We start from the raw sequence: 25154 nt of genomic DNA, 5'->3' as shown, positions 1-25154 counted from the left end.
TCTTTCGGGCGCTGAAACATGAACATCATCTGGGCGCGCTTTCTCGTGTCGCTCGTGCTGCTCGTGCTGATCAGCGTATTGGTCGGCGTGTTCGCCGGCCCGATCGCGGGCCTCGGGTTCGCGGTCGTGATGCTGGTCGCGCAGGGCTTCTTCAGTACCTTCCATACGCAACGCCTGTGGCGTCTGCTCGATGCGCCCGTCTACGGCGAGGTGCCGAGCGCGCCGGGCATCTGGGGTGAAATCTACTACCGGCTGCACAAGCTCGCGAAGCAGTGGCATGCGCAGGTGCGGCAGGTCGAGCAGCAGCATTCGCGCTTCATCCAGGCGATCCAGGCGTCGCCGAACGGCGTCGCGATGCTCGACGACCATGACCAGATCGAGTGGTGCAACGCGATCGCCGAGGTGCATTTCGGCCTCGACGCGAAGCGCGACCTGCGCCAGCACATCACGAACCTGGTTCGTCATCCGGAATTCGTGCGCTACCTGAACGCGCAGCATTACGACGAGACGCTCGTGATGCGCGGGATGGGCGACTCGCGGCAGAACGTGCTGGAAGTGCAGGTGTTTCCGTACGGCGAGAACCGCAAGCTGCTGCTCACGCAGGACATCACGGAGCTCGAGCGGACCGACGCGATGCGGCGCGACTTCGTCGCGAACGTGTCGCACGAACTGAAGACGCCGCTCACCGTGCTGTCGGGCTTCCTCGAGACGATGCGCGAACTGCCGCTGAACGAGGAAGATCGCGCGCGCTATCTCGAGATGATGGAGCAGCAGGCGTCGCGTATGCGGCACATCGTCACCGATCTGCTGGTGCTCGCGAAGCTCGAGGGCGAAAGCAAGCCGCCGATGGATCACGCGATCGACATGCGTGCCGTGTTCGACCATCTGAAGGAGGATGCGCAGACGCTGTCGAACGGGCATCACGAGATTACGTTCACGATCGACGAGACGCTCGGCGTCACGGGCGCGCAGACCGAAGTGTTCAGTGCGTTCGCGAATCTCGTGACCAATGCGATCCGCTATACGCCGGACGGTGGCAAGATCTTCGTGTCGTGGCGGCGCGAGGGCGCGCAAGGCGTGTTCTCGGTCACCGACAGCGGCTTCGGCATCCCGGCCGCCGACCTGCCGCGGCTGACCGAGCGCTTCTACCGCGTCGACCGCAGCCGCTCGCGCGATACGGGCGGCACGGGGCTCGGCCTCGCGATCGTCAAGCACGTGCTGCAGCGGCACGACTCTCACCTGTACGTGCAGAGCGAGGAGGGGCGCGGCAGCACGTTCACCGCGCGCTTCCCGGCCTCGCGAATCATCGCGATCCGGCCGGCCGCGTTCGAAGCATGAGCGCGTGACGCGAATCGGGTGCCTGACGTCGGCATCCCAACGCAAATGCGCCGCAAACAAAAAAGCACAGCCCGTGGGCTGTGCTTTTTTGTTTGGTGGCGCGGCACGCGAAACCGCGCGCCGCCCCGTGTCTACGAACAGAACTTCGCGAGCAGCCCGAGCTGCGCGTTGCGGATCGTCTTGCCCGCACGGCGCCGGCGGTAGTGGCCGTCGCTGAGCATCTGCCAGGCCGACTGGTTGTCGCCGAGGCAGACCGACAGCCCTTCGGCGATCACGCGGCGCTTCAGCTTGCGCTCGCGGATCGGGAACGCGACTTCGACGCGGCGGAACAGGTTGCGGTCCATCCAGTCGGCGCTCGACAGATAGACGTCCTCGGCGCCGCCCGCGTGGAAATAGTAGATGCGGTGGTGTTCGAGGAAGCGCCCGACGATCGAGCGCACCGTGATGTTTTCCGACAGCCCCGGCACGCCGGGCTTCAGCGCGCACACGCCGCGCACGATCAGGTCGACCTTGACGCCGGCCTGCGACGCTTCGTACAGCGCGGCGATCACCGACGGCTCCAGCAGCGCGTTCATCTTCGCGACCACGCGCGCGCGCTTGCCGGCGCGCGCATTGTCGATCTCCGCTTGGATCGATTCGATGATGCGCGGATGCAGCGAGAACGGCGACTGCCACAGCTCGTGCAGCGTAAGCTCGCCGCCGATCCCGGTCAGTTGCTGGAAGACGTGGTGGACGTCTTCGCAGATTTTCTGGTCGGCCGTCATCAGGCCGAAGTCGGTGTAGAGGCGGGCGGTGCGCGGGTGATAGTTGCCGGTGCCGAGGTGCACGTAGCGGCGCAGCGACGCCTTGCCGTTCTGCACGACGCGCCGCACGATCAGCATCATCTTCGCGTGGCACTTGTGGCCGACCACGCCGTACACGACGTGCGCGCCGACGGCTTCGAGCTGCGACGCCCAGTTGATGTTGGTTTCCTCGTCGAAGCGCGCGAGCAGCTCGACGACGACGGTCACTTCCTTGCCGTTGCGCGCGGCTTCCATCAGCGCATCCATCAACGGCGAATCGGTGCCGGTGCGGTAGATCGTCTGCTTGATCGCGACGACGCTCGGGTCCTTCGCGGCCTGCTGCAGCAGTTCGAGCACCGGCTGGAAACTTTCGTACGGATGGTGCAGCAGGATGTCGCCGTCGTCGATCGCGTCGAACATCGTCGGCGCGTTGACGATCGCGGGCGGGATCGACGCGGCGAACGGCGCGAACTTCAGGTCGGGGCGATCGACGAGATCGGGGATCTGCATCAGTCGCACGAGGTTCACGGAGCCGGCCACGCGATAGCAGTCCTTCTCGCTGAGCAGGCTTTCCTCGAGCAGGCGCCGAACGATATGCGCCGGCGTATCGGCCGACACTTCGAGCCGTACCGCGTTGCCGAGGTGGCGCGCGGGCAGCTCGCCCTGCAGCGCGACGCGCAGGTTGGTGATTTCGTCCTCGTCGACGAAGAGCTCGCTGTTGCGCGTGATGCGAAACTGGTTGCAGCTTTTCACGACCAGTTGTGGGAACAGTTCGCCGACGAAGCGCTGCATGAACGAGCTGAGCAGCACGAAGCCGTGCTCGAAGCCCGACAGCGCCTGCGGCATGCGCACGACGCGCGGCAGCGCGCGCGGCGCCTGCACGATGCCCATCACCGCCTGGCGGCCGAACGCGTCTCGGCCCTCGAGCTCGACGACGAAGTTCAGGCTCTTGTTCAGCACGCGCGGGAACGGGTGCGCGGGATCGAGGCCGATCGGCGTCAGCACCGGCAGCAGTTCATCGAGGAAGTAGCGGCGCGCCCATTCGAGCTGCTCTTCGTTCCACGTGTCGCTCGCGTGGAAGTAGATGCCTTCCTGTTCGAGCGCGGGCAGCACGGTATCGTGCAGCATCGTGTACTGGCGGTGAACGAGCCGTTGCGCGCGCTCGACCACGAGGTCGTAAGCGTGCTGCAGCGACATGCCGTCGGGGGTCAGTGCGCCGGGGTTGTCGCGGATCTGTTCCTGAAGGCCGGCCATCCGGACTTCGAAGAATTCGTCGAGGTTGCTGCTCGTGATGCAGATGAAGCGCAGTCGCTCGAGCAACGGAATCTGCGGGTCAGCCGCCTGGGCCAGCACGCGCTCGTTGAAACCGAGGATGCCGAGTTCACGATTGAGAAGCGGATAGCGGACGGACATCGGCAGAGTAGGGGGTGATTCGGGCGATGATTCGAAAGGACGCTCGGAAACTCTCACGGTACGATGACGTGCTGATGACGATAATGTATTTATATCGGGAAATTCTACGCCTGAACCGTTTTGTCTCATAAATGTTTCGGCCATATACAATCTACCCGTGTACATGCCCGTGAAGCGTGGCAACGGCAAGCGTTCCACGCTTAAAATGTCGCCTTTGACTGATCGCCCAGCGTGGCCGGCCGGCTGCCGCGGGCGAACGCGCACGGAGCCCCCTTCTGATGGTTACATCCCCCCACTTGCTGGCTGCCGTCGATCTCGGCTCGAACAGCTTTCGGCTGATCGTCGGGCGCGTCGAGGAAACGCCGGCGGGCAGCCAGATCTATCCCGTCGATGCGCTGCGCGAGCCCGTTCGACTGGCCGCGGGCCTGTCGAGCGACAAGATGCTCGATCGCGCGTCGCAGGAGCGTGGCTGGGAGGCGCTCAAGCGGTTCGGCGAGCGCCTGCGCGATTTCCATCCCGATCATGTGCGCGCGGTGGCGACCAACACGCTGCGCGTCGCGAAGAACGCGGGCGAATTTCTCGGCGAGGCCGAAGCGGCGCTCGGTTTTCCGATCGAAGTGATCGCGGGCCGCGAAGAGGCGCGGCTGATCTACGCGGGTGCCGCACATTCGGTACCGGCGAGCGCCGGCAAGCGGCTCGTCGTCGACATCGGCGGTGGCTCGACCGAATTCATCATCGGCTCGCACTACACGCCGATCGTGATGGAGAGCCTCTACATCGGCTGCGTGAGCCATAGCCGCGCGTTCTTCCCGGCTGGCAACGTCGACGAATACACGATGCGGCAGGCCGAACTCGCGGCCAAGCGCGAGATCCAGATCATTTCCAGCGAGTACAAGAAGGCCGGATGGGACCAGGCGATCGGTTCGTCCGGCACGGCGCGTGCGCTCGCCGAGCTCGTCGAGGCGAACGGCTTCAACGACGCGGGCATCACGCACGGCATTTCGCGCGGCGGGCTCGAACGCCTGAAGCGCGCGCTGATCAAGTCCGAGAACGTGAACCGGCTGAAGCTGATCGCGCTGAAGCCCGATCGCGTGCCGGTGCTCGCCGGCGGCCTCGCGATCATGCTCGCGGTATTCGAGGAACTGGGGGTCGACTACGTCGATACCACCGACGGCGCGCTGCGTCTCGGCGTGCTGTATGACCTGCTCGGCCGGACCCAGCACGAGGACATGCGCGCGGTGACCGTCGAGGGCTTCACGCGCCGCTACGGCGTCGATCGCGCGCAGGCCGGGCGCATCGGTGCGCTCGCGGTGCGGTTCTACGACGAGCTCGACGAATCCGACGACGAAGAACGCGAGGAAGGCAGGATGTTCCTCGGTTGGGCCGCCGCGTTGCACGAGATCGGCCTGTCGATCTCGCACAGCTCGTATCACAAGCATTCGGCCTATATCGCGAGCAACGCCGACATGCCGGGTTTCTCGCGCACCGACCAGGCGCGCCTTGCCGCGCTCGTGCTCGGGCATGCGGGCAAGCTCGGCAAGCTATCGCAGGCGCGCGACGTCGAATGGCCGCTGCTGTTCTGCCTGAGGCTCGCGGCGCTGCTGTGCCGGCGCCGGACCGATGCCGGGCTGCCGGACATTTCCGTGTCGCAGATGAAGAAGGGCGGGTATGAAGTGCGCCTGCCGGGCGCATGGGTCGAGCAGAACCCGCTGACCGACTACAGCCTCAGCCAGGAAGCGGCCGAGTGGGAGAAGGTCGGTATTCCGTACCGCGTGGTTTATACGGGTGCGTGACGCGCCGGCACGACGGCGGCGCGCTCGCGCCGCCAGGCTGCCTTGCGATGCGCTCAGTCCGAGCACACGATCGCGGTCAGGAACGGGAATGCCTGCTTGACGGTCGCGTCGCTGCCGGCCTTGCGCACGGCCTGCTCGACCGCGTTCTTCGTGCCGCGCACCACGACGCCGTATGCCCAGTTGCCGATCGGCGTGCCGTCGCCGGGCTGGAAAATCGGATCGTTCGCCTGGTAGCCGAGCACGACATAGACGCCGAAGCCGTAGGCGGTCAGCGGATGGTTCGTGCGGAATGCGTTCACCGAATTCGATTCGACGTGCATCGGCTCCGACTGGATGTCACCTGCCGCGAGCAGCGGCGCGACGAACTTGTGGCCGTTCGAATGGCAGTCGAGCGCGTCATCGAGCGACTTGGCCGATGCGACGCTGGACGCACCGAGGGTGCCGATTGCGAGCAGCGCGCCGAGCAGGGCAGTCTTGAAAACGTGGTTTTTCATGCGCGAATGCGGGTTGGTCGCGGACATTATCGCGTGTTCCCGCAATTTTCGTGCGCGGGCTGCGGGCGGTACGGCACCGGTGGCGCAAGCGGGCGGCGGACCAAACGAAAAAGGGCTGCAAGCGCGATGGCTTGCAACCCTTATCGTGTATCTCGTGGTCGGAGCGATAGGATTCGAACCTACGACCCTCTGATCCCAAATCGGGTGTCCCTACTATTTTCAACGTCGCTGGCGATCGATGGAAGTTATAAATCATTGATTTGATGTGGAACTTAAGCTCATTGCGATTTTCTGTTCCGACCCACAACGCTGCACGTAGTAGCAAAATGCTAGCAACGACGAGCGATAGCGAGAAAACGCAGCGCGCGGGCAAGGATGCCTTGAATTTTACGAAAGCGGCGACCGAAGCGTTGCTGATTCCAGAGAAGGGCTGGAAGTATTACTACGACACGAAGGTGAGTGGCCTAGCGATCGGCATCGGCCCGAGCGGCGTCAAGACATTCATTCTCGATATGAAAGTAAATCGTAAGCAAGAGCGAATGAAGATTAGGCGCTATCCCGATCTGACAGTCGATAAGGCAAGGACGCGAGCTCTGACCCTTATCGCTGGTTGAGCTGTCGCGCACACGACAGGTGGTTGCTTCACACATAGACTTTCATTGCTGGCGCTTCTCGATGATGCGTTGGAACAAGACCAGCAAGAACGCGGCGGCGACGGGCAGCACGTTCCCGTCACGAGCGTTCATATCATTGCGGCGACTGGGCTCGCGGTAGGCGTGGTGGATGCGCTCGATGTGGGAAGGGAACGTCCCGACAAAGCCGTCTGTGGCGGTTTTCGATATTGGTCGAGCGGTCGGTCGAAAAGGTCGTGCTGAACGGCTTAATCGAAAGATTTCAGCGCTCCGTCAGACTCCGCAGATTCGCTCACTCGCAAAGATCACACAAGACGACTGTGTGCTCGTCGATCAAATGACGACGAAATATTCTCGGTTTGAACACTCAAAGTCCGACGAGGTCGACGCCACCCTTCCCGGAGTCGACGAGCTGGCCGATGACCCGAAACTCATGATCGATTGGATTGGGGAATTTGATAAGCGTGCGGTGGCGTAGGGACGGGGAAAGCTCGGCGACCTGTACCGGCAACGAGAGTGGCGATTCTCCCGCGACTAGCGCCGGGGCCGGTCTTGTTGTCGCTTAGCTGTTCTGCGCCACCTATTGCGCGCACTTCGTCCACGAAGTGACGGAGGGGCGAACCGGCCTGGACTTGTTCCAGGCCGCTGATGAAGCGGCGCTTCACGATTGCGTCGTCTGCGGCAAGGCTGAAGACAAATTCACGACTATGGCCGATGGCATGGCCGCGATCCAGAAGGTACTCGTCCGCCGAAACGAGCAATTGCTGAATTACCCGTCGTGCGTCATTGCCAACGCCCAAGCGGCGCTCAGCAAATTTGTGATCAATGACTCGCTATCGCCGATTGCACCTGAGCGCGAGCCTCCGCTCCGCTAGATGACCGGGGGTCAAACTCAGTCAAGCCGCACCATATTTCTCAGACTTTAGATTAGAATCGCGCGAGAAACTTGCTGTAGCAATGGCTGACCGTCGCCTTTATCACTGGATTGACGGTCGAACCTGAGAGAAATAACGAAAATGGATATCAGACCGTCCGCACTCGGGGACCTGAAGTTGCGCGACCTCTATGAGGCGATCAGCAAGGGCGTTTTGCAGCAGGGGCGACTGCTGATGCTGGATACGCCGCTCGGCAAGAATGCGCTGGTGCCGTTACGGGCCCGCGGATCGGCCAGAATCGGGCGCGACTATTCGTACACGATTGACGTCGCGTCGACGCGCGATGACACTGCGCTGCTGTCGTTGATGCACCAACCCGTTACCCTGCGGATTCAGCAGGTCACGGCTCCTTTTGCGGTTCCCGTCTATCGTCCGGTCCACGGCTTCGTGCATCGGGTGGCCTATTTGGGCGGAAACGGCGGCCTTTCGACATACCAGATCGAGTTTTCATCGGCACTGGTCTTCCTTGAGAAGACTCACAACGAAGAAGGCTGGCTCGAGAAAGACGCTCGCGAGATCATCTCCGACGTGCTCGATCGGTATCCGCAATTGCGCGGGCAGTACCGTTTTGCGCTGTCATCCGATCCTGCCAAGCGTTCTTGGTGCAGGCAAAGCGAATCCGATCTTCACTTTGTGAACCGCTTGGCTGAGGCTGAGGGTTGGTATTTCTACTGGGCCCACGAAAACGTTAGCGAAGGCGACGCTCCCAAGACGACGCTCGTCATCGTTGATCGCGTCTCGACCCTTCCCGACGCCAAGCCAGTTGAATTCATTCGGGCGAACGACAGCAACGAATCTGACGGTTTCGCGCATTGGGCTGCGGTGCAGACGATGCAGAGCACGCGCTACATGTCGCGTGCGTTTGATTACAAGCGGCCCGCGTCCGATTTTCAGGTTGAGAGCGGACTTGCCGCGACGAGCTATGTTATGGAGGAGCGCGGCCAGAAAGCTGAGCATAGCGTTCCTGATGCGCCGATGACGGTCTACGAATCGACGGCTTACGGCTATTCCAGCTCAGACACCGGTGAGGTGCGAGCGCGACGGCGAGTAGAGATGTGGGATGCGCGAGCAAGCCGGTATTTTGGTGTCGGAGGCGTGCGGTGGCTTGATGCCGGTTCGCGGTTTATGTTGAACGGACATCCCCGCCACGAAGGCGGTGATGCGAAGAAGCGAGAGTTTCTGGTGGTCGAGGCGCGTTGGTTCATCGAGAACAACGTCCCGATCGGCCAGCAGACGGCCGAGTTTCCGCAAAGTCTTCGTGCAACGCTGGCCGAGCAGCAGGCGATTCACCGTGAGCGGTTCAAGACGCTTGGACATGAGGCGGATGGCTCGGCCGGGTTTTTTGTGATCGAAGTCGAAGCGCAGCCCACGGCTGTTGAATACCGGAGCCCGCTGGATCATCCGAAGCCTGTCATGTCGATCGAACACGCGCTTGTCGTGACCCCGGATGGCGCGGAGGCGTGGACGAACGACCGAAACCAGATCAGGGTGCATTTCGCATGGGATCGCAAGAACCCGCCGGAAGCCTTCAATTCCTCACCATTGCTGTCGTCGCTTCAATCCGATACCGGGAACGGTTATGGGGCTGTCCACGTCCCGAGGGCGCGGGAATGGGTCATCGTTGGTTACTGGAACGGCGACTGTGACAAGCCGTTCGTATTAGGGCGTATCAACGGAGGCGCGACCCCCTCTCCATGGCATTCAAACGCATTGTTGTCCGGGTTCAAGTCGGAGGGATTCGGCAAGACAGGCGCATACAACTCGTTCGTCCACGACGATTCTACGAATCAAGGCGGCACGCGGCTGGTCAGCTATACCGGCAAGAGCTATGCGGCGCTGACGCAGGGCTACCTGATCAAGCATGACGGCAACACGCGCGGACAGTACCTGGGTGCAGGTTTCATCCTGCACGCCGACGAGTTCGGTGCAGTTCGTGCCAGCAAGGGGTTGTCCATCAGTGCGCACTCGAAATCCTACGACGATGAACAGATGGGCGTGGACGAGGCGCGGTCGCAGTTGCAGCAGGCGGGAATGCTGGTCGAGTCGCTGTCTAGCGCAAGCACAACGGCTCAGGCGGAATCACTGCAAACCGGACAGGATGCGCTCAAGGCGCTATCGACGGACATCCAGCATCCGGTGTCGGGCGATACGTCGGGCGGCGTGACGGCGGGTGGCGGTACTGGCAGTGCCAACGGATTTGCGCAGCCGAACATATTGGTATCGACGCCGAAGGACATTGCACTGGTCGCAGACAACTCGACGCATATCGTGGCCGAGAAAGAGGTCAACGTCGTCAGTAACGAGAACACGTACGTGGCAACTGGCAAGTCGTTCGTCGTGGCGGCCGCGGAAAAGGTGAGCTTCTTCGCGCACAAACTCGGCGCATTCTTTGTGACGGCGAAAGGTCCGATCAAGCTGTCGGCCAACACGGATGACGTGAACGTCAATGCGGGTAAAGACGTGACGGTGAAGGCCAAGCGCATTGTGCTCGACGCCGATGAAATCATCATCAAGGCGGGCGGCTCATACACCCGTTGGGTGGCGGCTGGCATTGAAGACGGTACGCAAGGCCCGCGCACGATTAAATCGGCGTCGCTCAGCCGTCAGGGGCCGAGTTCGATTGCGCAGCATATGAACAGTCTGCCGCAGGCCAAATTTAACGATCCGTATGTGCTGCGTGATCGCATCACGGGCGAGGTGCTGAAAAACCACCCGTACGAACTGATCCGCGGGGACGGCACACGTCTGACCGGGATGACGAACGAGCTGGGGCACGTGGCCGAGCAGAAGAGCGAGGATATCGAGAAGCTGGCGGTGCGCGCATTGCGGCCGAAGCCGAACGGTCCTGCGGCATGAATTCGATAACCGATGCGCGAATTTGAAGAATAACGATGAGCGAAAACACAGATCAATCCGGCGGCGGATCGCCGTTCAGTGACGATGCCGAGAACGAAGTCGTCCGGCAGGCTGGTCGCACGGACAAGGACGGGGCGTCGGTCGGGCATTTTACGTTGACGCCGGCGAGTGACACGCGCACCAAAGAACTGCTGTGCGACGTGCGGCCAATCATTCCGGTGATCTTCCTGCCAGGCGTGATGGGTTCGCCACTGGTGAATGCCGAAACCGGTGACGAGATGTTCTTTGAGAGGTGGCCTCGCTCGTTCGGACAGTTTTCTGAGAGTTTTAAGTGGACCGTCCAGGGCGATCATGCTGCCGATTTGATCGCAGGCAGCGTCGCGAAGTATGCCTCATCGGGCGTCTGATCCGCCAGGCTCGAATGAGGCCGTTTGCGGTTGTACAGCTCAATGTATTGGCCAATGGAGCGCCGGGCATGGCTTACCGACTCGTAGGCTCGCAAATAAATTTCTTCGTACTTGATGCTGCGCCACACGCGCTCGACGAACACGTTGTCGCGCCAAGCACCTTTGCCGTCCATCGACAGTCGAATGCCTCGGCCCAGCACCGCCTCGGTGAATGTTCCCGCCGTGAACTGGCTGCCCTGATCGGTGTTCACGATGTCGGGGTGCCCATGGCGGGCGAACGCTTCTTCCAGCGCTTCAACGGCATGCACGGCCTCCAGCGTGATCGCCACGCGGTGCGCGAGGATCTTGCGACTGGCCCAGTCCACCACCGCCGTCAGATACACGAAGCCTCGCGCCATGGGAACGTAGGTCGTGTCGAGTGCCCAAACCTGGTTGGCCCGCTCGATCTTCATGCCGCTCAGCAGATACGGCCAGACCTTGTGCTGCGCGTTGCGCCGACTCGTGTTCGGCTTGCAGTACAGCGCCTCCACGCCCATGCGCTTCATTTGCGTGCGTACGCGGCGCCGGCCGACCTCGTAGCCTTCCCGGCGCAGCAAGCGCGCCAGCATCCGGGCACCGGCAAACGGGAACTCCAGATGCAGTTCGTCGATCCGGCGCATCAGCCGTTGATCGACTTCGCCCACAGGCCGCGCCCGGTAATACGCGCTCGATCTCGCGATACCAACCAGCCGGACTTGCTGCGAAACCGGCAACGCATGGCCACGGTCAATCATCGCTTTGCGCTCAGCAATCCCGCCTTGGTGAGCGCGCCGCTTAAAAAATCATTTTCCAGGCTGAGTTGGCCGATCTTGGCGTGCAGGGTCTTCACGTCTACCGGTGGCTCGCTAGACACCGGGCCAGCCGCACCGAACACGTCGGCCGCGCGCTCCTGCAACTGCCGTTTCCATTCTGTGATCTGGTTCGGATGCACATCGAACTGCTGCGCCAGTTCGGCCAGCGTGCGCTCGCCCTTGACAGCCGCCAGGGCCACTTTCGCTTTGAACGCCGCTGAGTGCGTGCGTCGGGTTCGTTTCGTCATTTCCTCGGTTCCTTTGCCTGCATTATCGCTGGCTCAGGCCCCGGCCGTTCCACTTATCCCGCTGTCCGATTTTGCGCGGCCACCTCTTTGCACCGGAGACGGACGGCCTATTTGGAAAGGCGGGCGCGTTGCCAGCACTGATCGGCATGTGGTTCAAGGGGGCGTCCGCACGGGAAAAGCTGTTCGACCCGACCCTGGCAGCCGTCACCCCGTTCGGGCCAGTCAGCGCCGGCAAGCACGAAGAGGATGCTGAACCAGACCAGTATGTGGACGAGAAGGAGGCCATTCGGCGGGGTTGGGGCTCAGTGTATAGGTCGAGCTATCAGCCGATGCTGGCGTGGCTGCAGGAGCAACTGAACGAGCCGATGCATCTGGGGAAGCATAAAGGGCCATGGATTGCAGGCGACCCTGACGGCAAGAAATGGGCGCTCAAGCCGCTGCTGGACACGGAGCCGGCCGACTACGGGGCGATCGATGCCGGCGCGCAAGGCCGGGGGCAGGCGATCACGAGAGACTCGGAGGTATTCAAGCATTTCATGAAATACCAGTACCGAGTGTACGCGATTGGCTACAACTGGCTGCAATCGAATGAGAAATCTGCGCAACAGGTGATCGATGGCGCGGATTTCAAGGACAAGAAGACCGGCAAGATCACGCGCCTGATGGGCATCAGGGAGATCATCGAGGAGAACCATAGCGGTAAGGCGATTATCCTCACGCACTCCATGGGCGGGCTGGTTGCACGGATGGCGATCGCGATGCACGGCGGAGCGGACCTGATGCACGGTGTATTTCACAACGTGCTGCCGGCGACCGGGGCACCAATCGCGGCGAAGCGGTTCCGCACCGGTGGCGGCAGCGAGGGCGGCGTAAACGGCTTCATCAATGGTGCCCTGCTCGGGAGCGATGCAGACGAGTTCGTAGCGGTGGCCGCGAATGCGCCGGGACCGCTTGAGCTGTTGCCGATGCCGGATTACCACAACGGCGAACCGTGGTGGATATTTGCGCGGCTCAACGGCGAACCGGTGATGAAATTGCCGAAGGACGGAAATACTTACGATGATGTCTTCACTAACCCAAAGTGGTACGGCTTGGTGCCCGAGCAATCGGCTTCGTTACTCGATCCAGCCGGAATTATGAAAGAACGACTTGATAAAAGCGATAAAAAGACGTCGGTGGTTGACAACTTCAAGGATACAATTAAAAAGGTTGTCGAAAACCAAAATAAGATAATTAACATATATCACGATAAAACGTATGTTGCCTACGGGGATGGAGAGCTGAAACCTAGGGGGGCGGCGGCATCGGATGAAAATCACGGCAAGCCCAAGATCGAGAAAGGCGAGAGTCTGACCGATCTGTTGGCATGGGGTACGGTGATTTGGAAGGGAGACGTGCCGGCGGGAGTGACGGAGGAAGAGCTGCGCTCTGCGCGGTTCCTGGGGGAGAAACACGACGATTCCCACACTGGAAAGCTGCGCGTGCACTTAGATTCGCGCAACGTCACGATCGAGTTCGAGGTGCAGAAGGTGGCGAAGCTGCCGCCTGGTAGCGAAACGCCCGATCCGGAGAAGAATGGCATCGTGCCGGGTGACGGAACGGTGCCGGTCTGGTCCGCCGAAGCCCCCGCGCGCGGCGCGGAGGGGGGCGCAGCCCACGGCGTACAAATGGTGTTTGACCAGGGAGGCTACGTGCATCAGGAAAGCTATAACCATCCGTGGACGCGCTGGGCGCTCCTCTACAGCGTCGTGCAAATCGCGCAGGATGCCCCGGAGCCGAAATGCTGACACGAATTGGCCGATTTCTATTTCTAGTCACAGGCATATGTGCCTGTTCGATAACGTTTTCCGGTGAACCGACCATGACGAATCCCTTGTTGTCCAAGCCACGGCCGTGGTGCATCGGCCGCTTCGTTTTTGAACGCCCAGTGGCAAGCGAAATCACCAATCAACGATATGAGTTTCAGGGAGAAAAACTGGAGACGCGATACAATGTATCGTCTGCGACGTATCAGGGGAAAGTTGCCGCCCGGGAAAAAGAGTTGCGTACAAAAAAGCGCATTAATCCTGGGCGCAGAAACGAAGAAACAAATCATGTATGGCTAGAGAAGGCATTTTCTCCTACAAAGGATTCCAGGGTGTTCGTATTCCAAGATGCGGTTTCGGCTAACGGACTGCCTTTCGATGCGGAGGGATATATTTACGAAAATAATACCTTGTTTCACACAACTAGCAGCGTTGGATCGGCTGCAATTGGTGATGTCGAAAATATTTATAATGGGATCTATCGTCGGATAAAGGCGCGCGATAACTGGTCGGTCCCAACCGAATCAGGGTTCTGTTTCGACGGAGGGATTGCCACAGGCTCGTCGACTTCGACCGAGGAAGTAAGCCAGTCACTGGCGCTGATGCCGGGCCGGCCGGCGTTATTCGTCATTCAGATGCGCGATTCGGTGAACGCGGACCAGAAATCGCCATTAACCAAAACCCTTCCCGAACTGCGCGCGAAGATGGATCAGGTTTCGGGCGGCAGCTACCGCATCCTGCGGCAAGGCAAGCGCACGGTGGCTGGGATGGACGCTGAGGAAGTGCTGTTCGCGCTGAAGGAAGGCGAGATCACGTCCTATCGCTTCTACCTGCTCGCGCCGGGCGATCCAAGTACGCTGGCGAAACCACATACCGCTATTCAGTTGCTGCTTGGGGCGAGCAGTCCTGATTTAAAGCCTGAAGAGGCAACGTCACCGGTCGATGAGGCCGGCGCACTGCAGACGTGGGACACGTTGTTGAACAGTCTGCGACTGCGGCCTGGCGCAGTCTGAGCGGAGGCGACATGCGACGTTACGACATCGTGAAGGGTGACGCGACGACAGTCGGAGGTATCGTGCAGGGTGGTGACGGACAAGACATGCTGCACGACCGCGAACAAGCGTATGAACACGATCCGGTATGGTGCCCGGTGTGCAAGACGCTCGGCGTGATCGAGTGCGATGGCCCACGTCATTCGAGCACCGGACCGGATGGCCGACAGTCAGCGCTGAGTGACGACCTCTGTCGGTGCGCGTGTCCGGTTCCGCCGAAACTGGTGGCGTCACAGTCGGTATCGTTTACGGAGGTCTGAGCGACGGAGAAGGAGAGCGACATGCCCCGAACGATCGCAGGTCGGGTTGTACTGCTGGTGCTGGCAGTGAGTGTTACGGGGTGCGCTTCGACCGGAATATTGAGCAGCGTCGTGTAGTTCTCCGTACTCGACACTAGGCCGATGCCCTTGGCCTTAGCCTACAAAACTGTCCCATTTGAAAGTGGAAAATTCCGGCATATCGGTGACGGTACTGAATGTAGTCTTGTGCGTAATCGTTATTGCGCCGGAGGAGTTCCAAAGACCAGATGGATAGATCGCGGAGGGTCGCTTGGGATACTGTTCGGCATCGCGCCAGTCGGCGCGGGCGATGAAAAGGCGGTGCTGGGCGGGGACGAGACGGTCAGCCATCGGGCGCGGTTCCTTATGGGAATCGCATCCAGATGCTAGCAAAATAGTAGCAATAGCCCGGTGACGCACCAAAGAAAAAGGGGTTAGCATCAGCTAACCCCTTGATTCCTTTGGTCGGAGCGATAGGATTCGAACCTACGACCCTCTGATCCCAAATCAGATGCGCTACCAGGCTGCGCTACGCTCCGACGAGCCAAAGATTGTATCGTCTAATGGGTAACTGGGTCAATCACGTTTTGCATAAGGCGCACGTCATCACGAAACGCTCACGATTGGCGACAATTCGAAGCGTGATCGTCCGGCCTGCGAGCGTGCGGCCGGATCATTCGTCGAAGCATGGAGAGACATCATGATGAACCTGATCCTGTGGCGCCACGCCGAAGCCGAGGACTACGCGGCAAGCGACCTCGCACGCCAGTTGACGGCCCGCGGGCGCAAGGAAGCGCAGGCCATGGCCAAATGGCTGCGCGGCCGGCTCGAGTCGAGCAGCGTGATCCTCGCCAGCCCGGCGGCGCGCACCGTGCAGACCGTCGAGGCGCTGACCGACCAGTACCGGACCGTCGATGCGCTCGCGCCGGGCGGCAGCGTCGACGACGTGCTGGCGGCCGCCGGGTGGCCCGACGGCATCGCGCCGACGGTCGTGATCGTCGGGCACCAGCCGACGCTCGGCAGCGTCGCGGCGCAGCTGATCGCCGGCAACGGCGACAGCTGGAGCGTCAAGAAGGGCGGTATCGTGTGGCTCGCGAGCCGCACGCGCGACGGCAGCCGTCAGGCCGTGCTGCGCGCGGTATTGACGCCAGACCTTGTCTGAAGGGGTTCGAAGGCATTGATCATACGGTTTCGCAGGCTTTCTGCTAAAGTCAATTCGGCGACACGTCATTGAAAGGACACGGTCGTGCCACAGAACGGTAACGACCGGTTACTACATTGGCTGGCATGTCGTCCTATTCCTTACGATCAGGAAAGCCTAATGCGAGAACTGCCGACGCCTACGCTCCCCTTTGCCTCGCTTCCCCTCGACACGTCACGGCGTCACCTGCCGCGCGCTGCTGAAACCGTCACATCCGAGTTCCGTCTGCGGGCCGCCTGGGCCCGCACGGAAGACGAACTGCGCGAGGCCCAGCGCCTGCGTTACACCGTGTTCGCCGAAGAGATGGGCGCGCAGGTCAGCGGTCCATCCGGTCTCGACGTCGATCCGTTCGACGCCTATTGCGATCATCTGCTGGTGCGCGATCTCGACACGCTGAAGGTGGTCGGCACGTACCGTGTGCTGCCGCCGCACCAGGCCGCGCGTGTCGGCCGTCTGTACGCCGAAGGCGAATTCGACCTGTCGCGCCTGACGCACCTGCGCGGCAAGATGGTCGAGGTCGGCCGCTCGTGCGTGCACAGCGACTACCGCAGCGGCGCCGTCATCATGGCGCTCTGGGGCGGTCTCGGCGCGTACATGATGCAGAACGGCTACGAGACGATGCTCGGCTGCGCGAGCGTGTCGATGGCCGACGGCGGGCACTATGCGGCGAACCTGTATCAGTCGCTGCCGGCCAACTCGCTGACGGCGCCGGAATACCGCGCGTTCCCTCATACGGCGCTGCCGGTCGACGAACTGCAGACGGGCACCGTCGTCGCACCGCCGCCGCTGATCAAGGGCTACCTGCGTCTCGGTGCGAAGATTTGCGGTGCGCCGGCGTGGGATCCCGACTTCAACTGCGCGGACTTCCTGACGCTGTTCCGGCTGTCGGACATCAATGCCCGCTACGCCCGGCACTTTCTGGGCTGAGCCATGTGATCGCGGCGCGCTGCTCAGGCGCGCACGCAAGCGAACGCCGTCGCACGGCAGATTGCCGCGCGACGGCGTTTGTTCGTTCCGAGGAAGTTGTTCTATCCGGCCCTGTTAATTTGGGCGGTACGCACTGCCCACCGTGCACGCAGGCGCACGTTTGGAGCAGGCCGCGCAAGCGGCGGCCCGGACGACAGGGCGGGCTTGCCTAGTGCTTGCGCCGCCAGTCGAGCAGGTGGTGTTCGGCCATCCAGTGATGGATCATTCCTTCGCCGCCGTGGCTGCGCTTGTATTCGCGCGACTCGAAATAGGACAGGGCGACGAGCACCATCAGACCGATGAACAGACCGATCAGGCCGGCGATTTCTTCAGACGACATGGCAGCCTCCTTTCAACGGCACAGCGCCATGGGTACATGGTAGAACATGCGCGGGACAACCCCTAGCCCGGAATTCCGCTAGACTCGGCGCGGTCCTGGCGCGCGATGGGCGCGCCGTTTTCCGGAGCCTCACCGATGACCCGTTTCATGCTGGCCGTGCTGGCCGCGTCCGTTCTCGCCGGCTGTTCCGGCGATCCCCGCCAGGCCCGCCGCGGCCACCCGCCGCAAGATCCGGCCGATTACCACGGCGTGCCGACCGACATGACGCCACCGTCGATGCTCGGTGCGCCTGCGCCGTCAGCACCCGCACCCTCATCCGCGCAATAACGAAACCGGCCGGCCTGCGTGGCCGTCAGGTGCCGGCTGCGGGTGCGTCGGCGCCGATTCGCCGCGTCAGCGCCGGCAGGTAGCGCGCGAGCGTCGCGCCGCGCGCCACCATGAACAGCAGCAGCGCGAACCACAGCCCGTGATTGCCGAACGGGCCGACAGCCGCCAGCGTCGCGGCAATGAAGATCGCGAACGACACGACCATCGCGCGCATCAGCGATTGCGTCTGCGTCGCGCCGATGAACACGCCGTCGAGCAGGAACCCCCATACGGACACGATCGGCGAGATCGCCGCCCACGGCAGGTATTGCAGCGCGACCGCGCGGATCCCGGCCTGGTCGGTCAGCTGTGCGACGATCCAGCCGCCGGCCGCCCAGTAGACGAGCGCGAACAGCAGCGCGCCGAGCGCGGACCACAGCAGCGTGACCCGTACGGCCCGCCGGAATGCGGCGCGGTCGCGCGCGCCGGCTGCGGCGCCGACGAGCGCCTCGGCCGCATGCGCGAAGCCGTCGAGCCCGTACGCCATGAAGGTCTGGAAATTCAGCAGCAATGCGTTGGCCGCGAGCGTCGCGTCACCCTGTTTGGCGCCCAGGTGCGCGAACCAGCCGAACGCGCCGAGCAGGCACAGCGTGCGAAGGAAGATGTCGCGATTGAGCGCGATCAGCCGCTTGAGCGTCGCGCGATCCGCCAATGCTCCCGCGGCCAGCGGCGCAAGGCCGCGCGGGCGCAGTTGCCATAGCATCCATGCGCCGAGCGCGAAGCCGCACGCGTCCGCGGTCGCGGTCGCCGCACCGATCCCGGCGATACCCCAGCCGAAGCCGTACACGTACAGCAGCACGGCGCCGATGTTCACCGCGTTGATGAAGACCTGCGCGACGAGCGCGAGCCGCACGCGCTGCACGCCGAGCAGATAGCCGAGCACGACGTAGTTCGCGAGCGCGAACGGCGCGCTCCAGATTCGTGCGTGGCCATAGGCCAGCGCCGTCGCGCGGACGGCGTCGCTGCCGCCCAGCGCGGTCAGCGCGAACGACAGCAGCGGCACCTGCAGCGCGAGCACGGCGGCGCCGAGCGCGAACGCGACGATCAGCGCGCGCAGCACGTTGAGCCGGATGCTGGCGGCGTCGCCGGCGCCGTGCGCCTGCGCGACGAGGCCGGTCGTGCCCATGCGCAGGAAGCCGAAGCCCCAGAACACGAAGTTGAAGAACAGCCCGCCGAGCGCGACGCCGCCGAGATACTGCGCGCCGTCGAGGTGGCCGGCGACGGCCGTGTCGACCGCGCCGAGGATCGGCTGGGTCAGGTTCGCCAGGACGATCGGGAAGGCGAGCGCGAGGACGCGCCGGTGCGAGACGGTGGCCGACCCGGTGCCGGCGCCGTGCGGTAATGCGGATTCGGACATGGCGAACGCGTCAGGCGCGTTCCTGCACGCAGACCCACGGCGACACCACTACCGCCCACAGCTCCGGATTGCGCGCCGCGAAGTCGGCGGCGGTTTCCGCGGGCATGCGCGCGACGAGACCGGACGACAGCCAGCGCGTGACCTGTTCGGCGTCGTCGCCGGCGATCGCTTCCGCGACGCTGACGAGATCGAGATCGCGTGCGACCGACAGCAGCTTGCCCTGCGCGAAGAAGCGCTCGAGGTCGCACCAGTCGATCTTGGCGGTTTCGCCGAGGAGTTTGGCGTAGAGCGGGCTGTGCGACGCGCCCGCGGCGGATTCGTGTTGGTCGGAGGACATCGGTCGTGTACTGAAAAGACTGCGTGGGCGCCACTATAAACCATCCGGGCGCGCGGCCAGCCACGCGGCACGGCGGCACGCGCCTGGTTCATGCGTCGCGCAGCGCGCGGCGCACGATCTTGCCGGTTGCCGTCATCGGCAGGCTGTCGACGAACGCGATCGCGCGCGGGTACTCGTGCGCGGCCAGGCGCGTTCGCACGTGGGCCTGCAGTGCCTGCACGAGCGCGTCGTCGCCGACATGGCCGGGGTTCAGCACGACGAACGCCTTGACGATCTCGGTGCGCGTCGGATCGGGCACGCCGACGACGGCCGCCATCCGCACCGCCGGGTGCGTGAGCAGGCAGTCTTCAATCGGCCCCGGCCCGATCCGATAGCCGGCGCTCGTGATCACGTCGTCGTCGCGGCCGACGAAGCGCACGAAGCCGTCGTCATCGATGGTGCCGGTGTCGCCGGTGAGGAGGTAGTCGCCCGCGAACTTGTCGCGCGTCGCGGCGGGATTGCGCCAGTATTCGAGGAACATCACCGGGTCGGGGCGACGCACCGCGATGCGCCCCTCGACGCCGGGCGGGAGAGGCGTGCCGTGCTCGTCGACGATCGCGACCGCATGGCCGGGCACGGCCTTGCCGATCGCACCGGGCTGCGCGTCGAACAGCGCCGCGCATGACGACAGCACCATGTTGCATTCGGTCTGTCCGTAGAACTCGTTGATCGTCACGCCGAGCGCGTCGCGTCCCCAGGCGGTCAGTTCGGTGCCGAGCGATTCTCCGCCGCTCGCGACCGATTTCAGCGCCAGCGCATGGCGCTCGCGCGGCGCGGGCACCGCGCGCATCAGCTTCAACGCGGTCGGCGGCAGGAACGCATGGGTCACGCCGTGCCGCGCCATCAGCGCGAACGCGGCTTCGCCGTCGAACTTCTCGAAGCGGCGCGCGAGCACGGGCACGCCGTGGTGCCATGACGGAAGCAGCACGTCGAGGAGCCCGCCGATCCACGCCCAGTCGGCGGGCGTCCAGAACAGGCGCGCGTCGCGCGGAAAGCATTGCTGCGACATCTCGACGCCCGGCAGGTGGCCCAGCAGCACGCGATGCGCATGGAGTGCGCCTTTCGGCTTCCCGGTCGTCCCGGACGTGGAGATGATGACCGCCGGGTCGTCGGCGGCGGTGTCCGCCGGCACGAAATCCGGCGATTCGGCGGCGAGTGCGGCGTCGAAGCGCAGCACGCCGGGCGCATCGGGCGCATCGTCGCCGATGCAGTAGCACGTGCGCAGCGCCGGCAGTTGCGCGCGCAGCGGCGCGATCTTCGCGTAACCGGCCGCGTCGGTGACGAGCGCGGCGGCTTCGCTGTTCGAGAGCCGGTATTCGAGTGCGTCGGCGCCGAACAGCGTGAACAGCGGCACCGCGATCGCGCCGAGTTTGTACGCGGCGAGATGGGTGATCGCGGTTTCGGGGCCCTGCGCGAGGAAGATGGCGATCCGGTCGCCGCGTTGCAATCCCGCACGCGCAAAGCTGTTCGCGAGCCGGTTAGAAGCATTCCTCAGGTCGTCGAACGTGAGGTGGGACACGTCGCCTTGCGTCGTTTCGTGAATCAGCGCGAGCCGTCCGCTGCCGTCGGCCCACTTGTCGCAGACGTCCACACCAATGTTGTAACGGGCCGGAACGTCCCACGCGAAGCGGGAGAGCAGGTCGTCGTAGCGGTCGGCGGCGGGTAGCATCGTGTGTCTCCTTGGCGTCGATCGTCGACATTGGTCGATAGATTACATCGGCATTTCACGCGACCGAAATCACAATGGCGCCTGATGGATAGGGAATGTGCGGACTCGTCCAACGGGGGCGGCTCAGTGCACGATTCCGCCATGACGCATAAGATCATGAAAAAACAGTGATGAGACCATGGATTTGCTTCTGATAGCTGCGGGGTTCAGCCTGTTCGGAATCGGTGCGCTGGTGGCGTTTGCCAGCCGCGTCGATCCGTTGTCGGGCCGGTTCACCGGCCGTCTGCGCAAGCGCTGACACAACCTTACCGATCTCCCTCGCGACGACATGCGATGCATGCCGGCATCGCGTGTCGTCCTCCTTCGGCGGTGGCGTGCTCAGCGCGCCGGCAGGTAGCGTGCCGGATCGATCGAGCGGCCGCCGTAGCGCAGCTCGAAGTGCAGCGCGACGCGATCGCTGTCGCTGTTGCCCATCTCCGCGATCGTTTGCCCCTGCGTGACCGACTGGCCTTCCTTCACGAGCAGCGCACGGTTGTGCGCGTAGGCCGTCAGGTAGTCGGCATTGTGCTTGAGGATGATCAAGTTGCCGTAGCCGCGCAATCCGTTGCCCGCGTAGACGACGGTGCCCGGTGCGGCGGCCAGAACGGGCGTGCCCGTGGCGTTGGCGATATCGATGCCCTTGGATTTCGAGCCGTCGAAGCTGCGCACCACGTTGCCGGCGGCCGGCCAGATCAGCGCGATGCTGGTGGCCGGCTTGACGGCCGATTCGACCGGCGCCGAGGGCGCGGGGCGGCTGCGGCCCGCACTGCCGGTGCCGGTGGTCGATGCGGTCGTCGTGCCGGGCGGCGGCGCGACGCGCAGCACCTGGCCGACCTCGATCGCGTCGGGATTCGTGATCTGGTTCCAGCGCACGATGTTCGCCATCGACGTGCGATTCTCGCGTGCGATCTTGTAGAGCGTGTCGCCGCGCTCGACGCGGTAGTAACCCGGGCCGACGGGTGCGGAGCCGCACGCGACGAGCAGTGCGGCGCAGGCGGCCGCGAAGAGCCGCTTCGTTGTTGTTCCGAACATTGAACCTCGCAAAACCCCGCCGCGCGCGACGCGGCAGGCGATACAAAACGTCCGATTTTAACGGGTTCGACCCGAGCACCGCAGTTTCGGGCCGCGGGCGCCGCCGGCGCGCACCGGTTCGCCGGTGCGGCCGACGTCAGCCGGCGAGCGGCAGCACGCGAATCCGCAGCGCCGCCGTTTCGGTCGCGCCGGGTGCGAGCGTGCGCAGCCCGAGGCCGTTGTGGATCGCGTCCGGCAGGCCGAGCCACGGCTCGACGCAGTAGAAGTCCGATTCCGGCTTTTCCGTCCAGGTCGTGACCGCGTACCACGGGATCGAGCCCGGGACGTCGAGCGCGATCTCTATCGTGCGGCGGCGGCCCGGCATCACGATGCGCACCGGCTCGGACGGCGCGCCGTCGAGGCAGTGGAAGCGGTCGAGAATGTCCTGATCACCGATGCTGTACGATGCTTCGCCGGGCTCGAGCGGGCTGATCGAGCCGTCGGCGCGCTGCATGCAGCGGCGCGTCGGCGGCAGCTCGAGCGTGGTTTGCGCGCGCTCGCCGTGCGGCAGTGCGAAGTAGAAATGGTGGCCCGCGTAGTAGGGCAGTGGCGTGTCGCCGCGATTGGTCGTGGTGAGTGCGACGTCGAGCGTGTGGGCATCGGCGAGCCGGTAGGTCGTCTCGAACCGGAAATCGAACGGGTAGCTGTCGCGCAGCGCGTCGTTCGCATCGAGCGTCATCGACAGCGCGGCGCCGTCGGCCGACGGTTGTGCCGCGAACGGGAGGTCGCGCGCGAAACCATGCATCGGCAGGTCGCGGACCACGCCGGCGGCATCGCGCCAGCGGCCCAGTTCGCCGTCGACGCGATGGCGGCCGAGGAACGGGAACAGCAGGGGATTGCCGCCGCGCACGCGCGCGAGGTTGCTCCAGTCGGCGGCTTCCGGCCAGAAGATGACCGGCTCGTTGTCGACGTGCCACGACAGCAGGCGGCCGCCGAATTGCGGGGCGACCCGGACGAGCGATGGGCCGGCGTGAAGTTCATGAATGTCGTGCTGCTGGAAGATCGGCATGGCGAATCGGTATGAACGGGTGGACGGGGGCGCGATGGTGCGCTCCATTATCGGGCCGCGAGGCGGTCGGGGAAAACCCTTCTCGGGGAAATCGCGAGTTTTTCAGACTGCCGACGGTCTGGATAATGGCGTTAAACCGGTGATGTTGCCGGGTCATGACACTTCGTGGAGGGGGCCATGGATCTGGCAATGGCAATGGGTATCGCACTGTTCGGCATGTTTACCGGCAGCACGGTATTGTTTTTCTATCAGCTCGGCCGCTGACGGCAATTTCTGCCGGAATCGAAAGGCCCGCCATGCAAATGGCGGGCTTTTTGCTTTCTGGGCGCTTACAAGTTGCAAGCGTTTGTGTGCATTGCCGCAATAACCGGCCAAATGCCTTGGCGCAGTAATCCTGGCTGGGCATAATCGGGGCGCGTTTTTTCGGACGCGCGATGCGTCGTCCGCTTTTCTACCCGATTGATCATCACTAAAAGGACCGACGCGTGAGTCTCTGGTTTCTGATATTCCTGAGCGTCCTGCAGGGCGTCACCGAACTCTTCCCCGTCAGCAGTCTCGGCCACACGCTGCTCGTGCCCGCGCTGTTCGGCATGCACATCGACAAGCACGCACCGCAGTTGCTGCCGTTCCTCGTCGCGCTGCACCTCGGCACCGCGCTCGCACTGCTGTGGTACTTCCGCGCACGCTGGATCGCGCTGATCAGCGGCTTCTTCGCGCAGCTCGGCGGCCGCAAGAACGACGACGGGCACCTGATGTGGGCGCTGATCATCGGCACGATCCCGACCGGGATCGTCGGCCTGCTGCTCGAGAAGCGCATCGAGCGCGTGTTCCACGACCTGCGGATCGTCGCGATCGCCCTGATCATCAACGGCGTGCTGCTGTGGGTCGGCGATCGGATCCAGCGCAGCCGCGCACACCAGCCGCCCGAGAAGATGACGTTCAAGCAGGCGTTCTTCGTGGGCCTCGCGCAGATCGGCGCGCTGATCCCGGGTTTTTCGCGCAGCGGGCTGACGATGATTGCCGGTAACGCGGCGGGGCTGACGGCGGAAAAGGCGGCGGAGTTTTCGTTCCTGCTCGGCACGCCGATCATTTTTGCGGCGGGCGTGCTGGAACTGCCGAAGCTGTTCCATGCACGCGACCAGCTCGCGGACGCGCTGCTCGGTGGCGTGCTGACGGCGATTGCCGCCTATCTAAGCGTGCGGTTCTTGATGCGCTATTTCGAAGGGCGCGGGCGGCTGGCTTCGTTCGGCGTGTATTGCGTGATTGCCGGAGTGTTTTGCCTCGGGTGGTTCATGCTGCATCCGCAGCCGGTTTGACGGTTGCGGTGCCGGTTGCGCGTCGCGCATGATATGACGCGATGATCGGGTATAATTTCGGGCTCGGCTTCATGCCGGGCCCGTTTCGTTTCGGGGCTTAGAGTCCGGTTTGTGCCGTGTTGTGCTCGAAGCCTTTCGCGTCAAATGCGGCCCGGGTTGTGTGGCCGTGTCTTTTCCCCTCGACCGCCCTTAGCTCAGTTGGATAGAGCAACGGCCTTCTAAGCCGTAGGTCACACGTTCGAATCGTGTAGGGCGGGCCAGTGAAATCAGTGCGTTAGCTGGTATTTTCAAATTCCCCATCCTCTGTCGGCATGCTCGTGTAGGCAGCATGCCTGTTGACCAATCCACAGCTGTTCGAGCGTGTCGAGGTGGTGGGGCGTTAGCGAGCGGACCGAGCAAGCGCAGCAGTTCAAACAAACTGTCGGACAGGATCCGAGATTGGATTTGGCCGACGTTGCGCAATGTGCAAATCCGACCAATCCAACTGCTGTTCCGGTTGACGCAGATTCAGGTGATTTCGAGCACAACGGGGCCGTTGACGGAGCGGGCCTTCTTACTGAGCAGTCGCAGGCTCAACTGCT

Annotated in this window: 23 protein-coding genes, 2 tRNA genes and 1 pseudogene; 15 read left to right on the top strand and 11 right to left on the bottom strand. The window is 63.3% G+C overall.

The annotated features are described in order from the left end of the window. The first annotated feature begins 18 nt into the window (after window positions 1-18). The gene (gene phoR / locus WS66_RS23200; protein ID WP_059603622.1) at window positions 19-1338 is read left to right on the top strand and encodes a phosphate regulon sensor histidine kinase PhoR; all 1320 of its coding nucleotides are present in this window, start codon (window positions 19-21) and stop codon (window positions 1336-1338) included. A 131-nt stretch (window positions 1339-1469) separates the two neighbouring features. On the opposite strand, the gene ppk1 is transcribed toward phoR, so the two are convergent. Continuing rightward, window positions 1470-3533, bottom strand: a complete 2064-nt coding sequence (gene ppk1 / locus WS66_RS23195) for a polyphosphate kinase 1 (protein WP_059603625.1) — start codon at window positions 3531-3533, stop codon at window positions 1470-1472. 278 nt (window positions 3534-3811) lie between these two features. On the opposite strand from ppk1, the gene ppx reads away from it, so the two are divergent. After that, window positions 3812-5326, top strand: a complete 1515-nt coding sequence (gene ppx, locus WS66_RS23190) for an exopolyphosphatase (protein WP_059603629.1) — start codon at window positions 3812-3814, stop codon at window positions 5324-5326. Between the two features lie 53 nt (window positions 5327-5379). On the opposite strand, the gene WS66_RS23185 is transcribed toward ppx, so the two are convergent. Further along, window positions 5380-5820 carry a hypothetical protein gene (locus WS66_RS23185; RefSeq protein WP_059603652.1) on the bottom strand — a complete coding sequence of 147 codons (441 nt, stop codon included), beginning with the start codon at window positions 5818-5820 and terminating at the stop codon, window positions 5380-5382. 326 nt (window positions 5821-6146) lie between these two features. On the opposite strand from WS66_RS23185, the gene WS66_RS23180 reads away from it, so the two are divergent. The 5 genes and pseudogenes from WS66_RS23180 to WS66_RS23165 form a co-directional block, all read left to right on the top strand. Beyond that, window positions 6147-6434, top strand: a complete 288-nt coding sequence (locus WS66_RS23180; protein WP_236872947.1) for an Arm DNA-binding domain-containing protein — start codon at window positions 6147-6149, stop codon at window positions 6432-6434. Window positions 6435-6612: 178 nt separating this feature from the next. Further along, window positions 6613-6930: a hypothetical protein gene (locus tag WS66_RS33790; protein ID WP_159086579.1), complete on the top strand. Its 318-nt coding sequence runs from the start codon at window positions 6613-6615 to the stop codon at window positions 6928-6930. A 154-nt stretch (window positions 6931-7084) separates the two neighbouring features. Next, complete coding sequence (locus WS66_RS23175; RefSeq protein WP_159086578.1) at window positions 7085-7327, top strand: hypothetical protein; 243 nt, start codon at window positions 7085-7087, stop codon at window positions 7325-7327. A gap of 141 nt (window positions 7328-7468) precedes the next feature. Continuing rightward, window positions 7469-10243 carry a type VI secretion system Vgr family protein gene (locus WS66_RS23170; RefSeq protein ID WP_059603635.1) on the top strand — a complete coding sequence of 925 codons (2775 nt, stop codon included), beginning with the start codon at window positions 7469-7471 and terminating at the stop codon, window positions 10241-10243. A gap of 35 nt (window positions 10244-10278) precedes the next feature. After that, window positions 10279-10530: pseudogene (locus WS66_RS23165) on the top strand (alpha/beta hydrolase); the annotation flags it as partial. Window positions 10531-10592: 62 nt separating this feature from the next. On the opposite strand, the gene WS66_RS23160 reads toward WS66_RS23165, so the two are convergent. Continuing rightward, window positions 10593-11728 (bottom strand): IS3 family transposase gene (locus WS66_RS23160; protein WP_442859285.1). Its coding sequence is split into 2 segments (ribosomal slippage): window positions 10593-11464 and window positions 11464-11728, totalling 1137 coding nucleotides; the frame shifts between segments, so codons are not numbered across the junction. A 146-nt stretch (window positions 11729-11874) separates the two neighbouring features. Here WS66_RS23160 and WS66_RS23155 point away from each other — a divergent pair. The 3 genes from WS66_RS23155 (at window position 11875) to WS66_RS23145 (ending at window position 14845) form a co-directional block, all read left to right on the top strand. Then, the gene (locus WS66_RS23155; RefSeq protein ID WP_236872984.1) at window positions 11875-13515 is read left to right on the top strand and encodes an esterase/lipase family protein; all 1641 of its coding nucleotides are present in this window, start codon (window positions 11875-11877) and stop codon (window positions 13513-13515) included. 74 nt (window positions 13516-13589) lie between these two features. Further along, window positions 13590-14546 carry a T6SS immunity protein Tli4 family protein gene (locus WS66_RS33785; RefSeq protein ID WP_159086577.1) on the top strand — a complete coding sequence of 319 codons (957 nt, stop codon included), beginning with the start codon at window positions 13590-13592 and terminating at the stop codon, window positions 14544-14546. 11 nt (window positions 14547-14557) lie between these two features. After that, complete coding sequence (locus WS66_RS23145) at window positions 14558-14845, top strand: PAAR domain-containing protein (RefSeq protein ID WP_082729035.1); 288 nt, start codon at window positions 14558-14560, stop codon at window positions 14843-14845. A gap of 153 nt (window positions 14846-14998) precedes the next feature. On the opposite strand, the gene WS66_RS23140 is transcribed toward WS66_RS23145, so the two are convergent. Continuing rightward, on the bottom strand, window positions 14999-15214 hold the full coding sequence (locus WS66_RS23140; RefSeq protein ID WP_059606376.1) for a hypothetical protein: 216 nt from the start codon (window positions 15212-15214) through the stop codon (window positions 14999-15001). 111 nt (window positions 15215-15325) lie between these two features. Further along, a tRNA-Pro gene (locus tag WS66_RS23135) sits at window positions 15326-15402 on the bottom strand. 161 nt (window positions 15403-15563) lie between these two features. On the opposite strand from WS66_RS23135, the gene sixA reads away from it, so the two are divergent. Continuing rightward, a complete protein-coding gene (gene sixA, locus WS66_RS23130) occupies window positions 15564-16025 on the top strand; it encodes a phosphohistidine phosphatase SixA (protein ID WP_059606379.1) in 462 nt (153 codons plus the stop codon). 159 nt (window positions 16026-16184) lie between these two features. Next, window positions 16185-16991, top strand: coding sequence for a GNAT family N-acetyltransferase (locus WS66_RS23125; protein WP_059606381.1), 807 nt, complete (start codon window positions 16185-16187; stop codon window positions 16989-16991). Window positions 16992-17199: 208 nt separating this feature from the next. Here WS66_RS23125 and WS66_RS34140 read toward each other — a convergent pair whose 3' ends face one another. Beyond that, on the bottom strand, window positions 17200-17370 hold the full coding sequence (locus tag WS66_RS34140) for a hypothetical protein (protein WP_162840567.1): 171 nt from the start codon (window positions 17368-17370) through the stop codon (window positions 17200-17202). Window positions 17371-17505: 135 nt separating this feature from the next. Between WS66_RS34140 and WS66_RS23120 the strand changes: the two genes are divergently transcribed. Further along, window positions 17506-17697 (top strand): hypothetical protein, encoded by a 192-nt coding sequence (locus WS66_RS23120; protein ID WP_059606384.1) that lies wholly within the window; start codon window positions 17506-17508, stop codon window positions 17695-17697. 25 nt (window positions 17698-17722) lie between these two features. Here the strand turns inward: WS66_RS23120 and WS66_RS23115 are convergent, their stop codons facing one another. The 5 genes from WS66_RS23115 to WS66_RS23095 all read right to left on the bottom strand — a co-directional run bounded on the left by WS66_RS23115 (window position 17723) and on the right by WS66_RS23095 (window position 23257). Further along, window positions 17723-19093 carry an MATE family efflux transporter gene (locus WS66_RS23115; RefSeq protein WP_059606386.1) on the bottom strand — a complete coding sequence of 457 codons (1371 nt, stop codon included), beginning with the start codon at window positions 19091-19093 and terminating at the stop codon, window positions 17723-17725. Window positions 19094-19103: 10 nt separating this feature from the next. Beyond that, a complete protein-coding gene (locus WS66_RS23110) occupies window positions 19104-19430 on the bottom strand; it encodes a DUF2288 domain-containing protein (protein WP_059606389.1) in 327 nt (108 codons plus the stop codon). A gap of 88 nt (window positions 19431-19518) precedes the next feature. Beyond that, window positions 19519-21138 (bottom strand): acyl-CoA synthetase, encoded by a 1620-nt coding sequence (locus tag WS66_RS23105; RefSeq protein WP_059606392.1) that lies wholly within the window; start codon window positions 21136-21138, stop codon window positions 19519-19521. 378 nt (window positions 21139-21516) lie between these two features. Further along, a complete protein-coding gene (locus tag WS66_RS23100) occupies window positions 21517-22209 on the bottom strand; it encodes a peptidoglycan DD-metalloendopeptidase family protein (protein WP_059606395.1) in 693 nt (230 codons plus the stop codon). Between the two features lie 136 nt (window positions 22210-22345). After that, window positions 22346-23257 (bottom strand): aldose epimerase family protein, encoded by a 912-nt coding sequence (locus tag WS66_RS23095; protein WP_059606400.1) that lies wholly within the window; start codon window positions 23255-23257, stop codon window positions 22346-22348. A 485-nt stretch (window positions 23258-23742) separates the two neighbouring features. Here WS66_RS23095 and WS66_RS23090 point away from each other — a divergent pair, with 485 nt between their 5' ends. Beyond that, window positions 23743-24573: an undecaprenyl-diphosphate phosphatase gene (locus WS66_RS23090; RefSeq protein WP_059606402.1), complete on the top strand. Its 831-nt coding sequence runs from the start codon at window positions 23743-23745 to the stop codon at window positions 24571-24573. A gap of 183 nt (window positions 24574-24756) precedes the next feature. Continuing rightward, window positions 24757-24833 (top strand) — tRNA-Arg (locus tag WS66_RS23085). Window positions 24834-25154: the final 321 nt, after the last annotated feature.

Source organism: Burkholderia sp. LA-2-3-30-S1-D2 (assembly GCF_001523915.2).
Taxonomy (GTDB): Bacteria; Pseudomonadota; Gammaproteobacteria; order Burkholderiales; family Burkholderiaceae; genus Burkholderia; species Burkholderia diffusa.
This window is presented reverse-complemented; position numbering and strand designations above follow the sequence as displayed.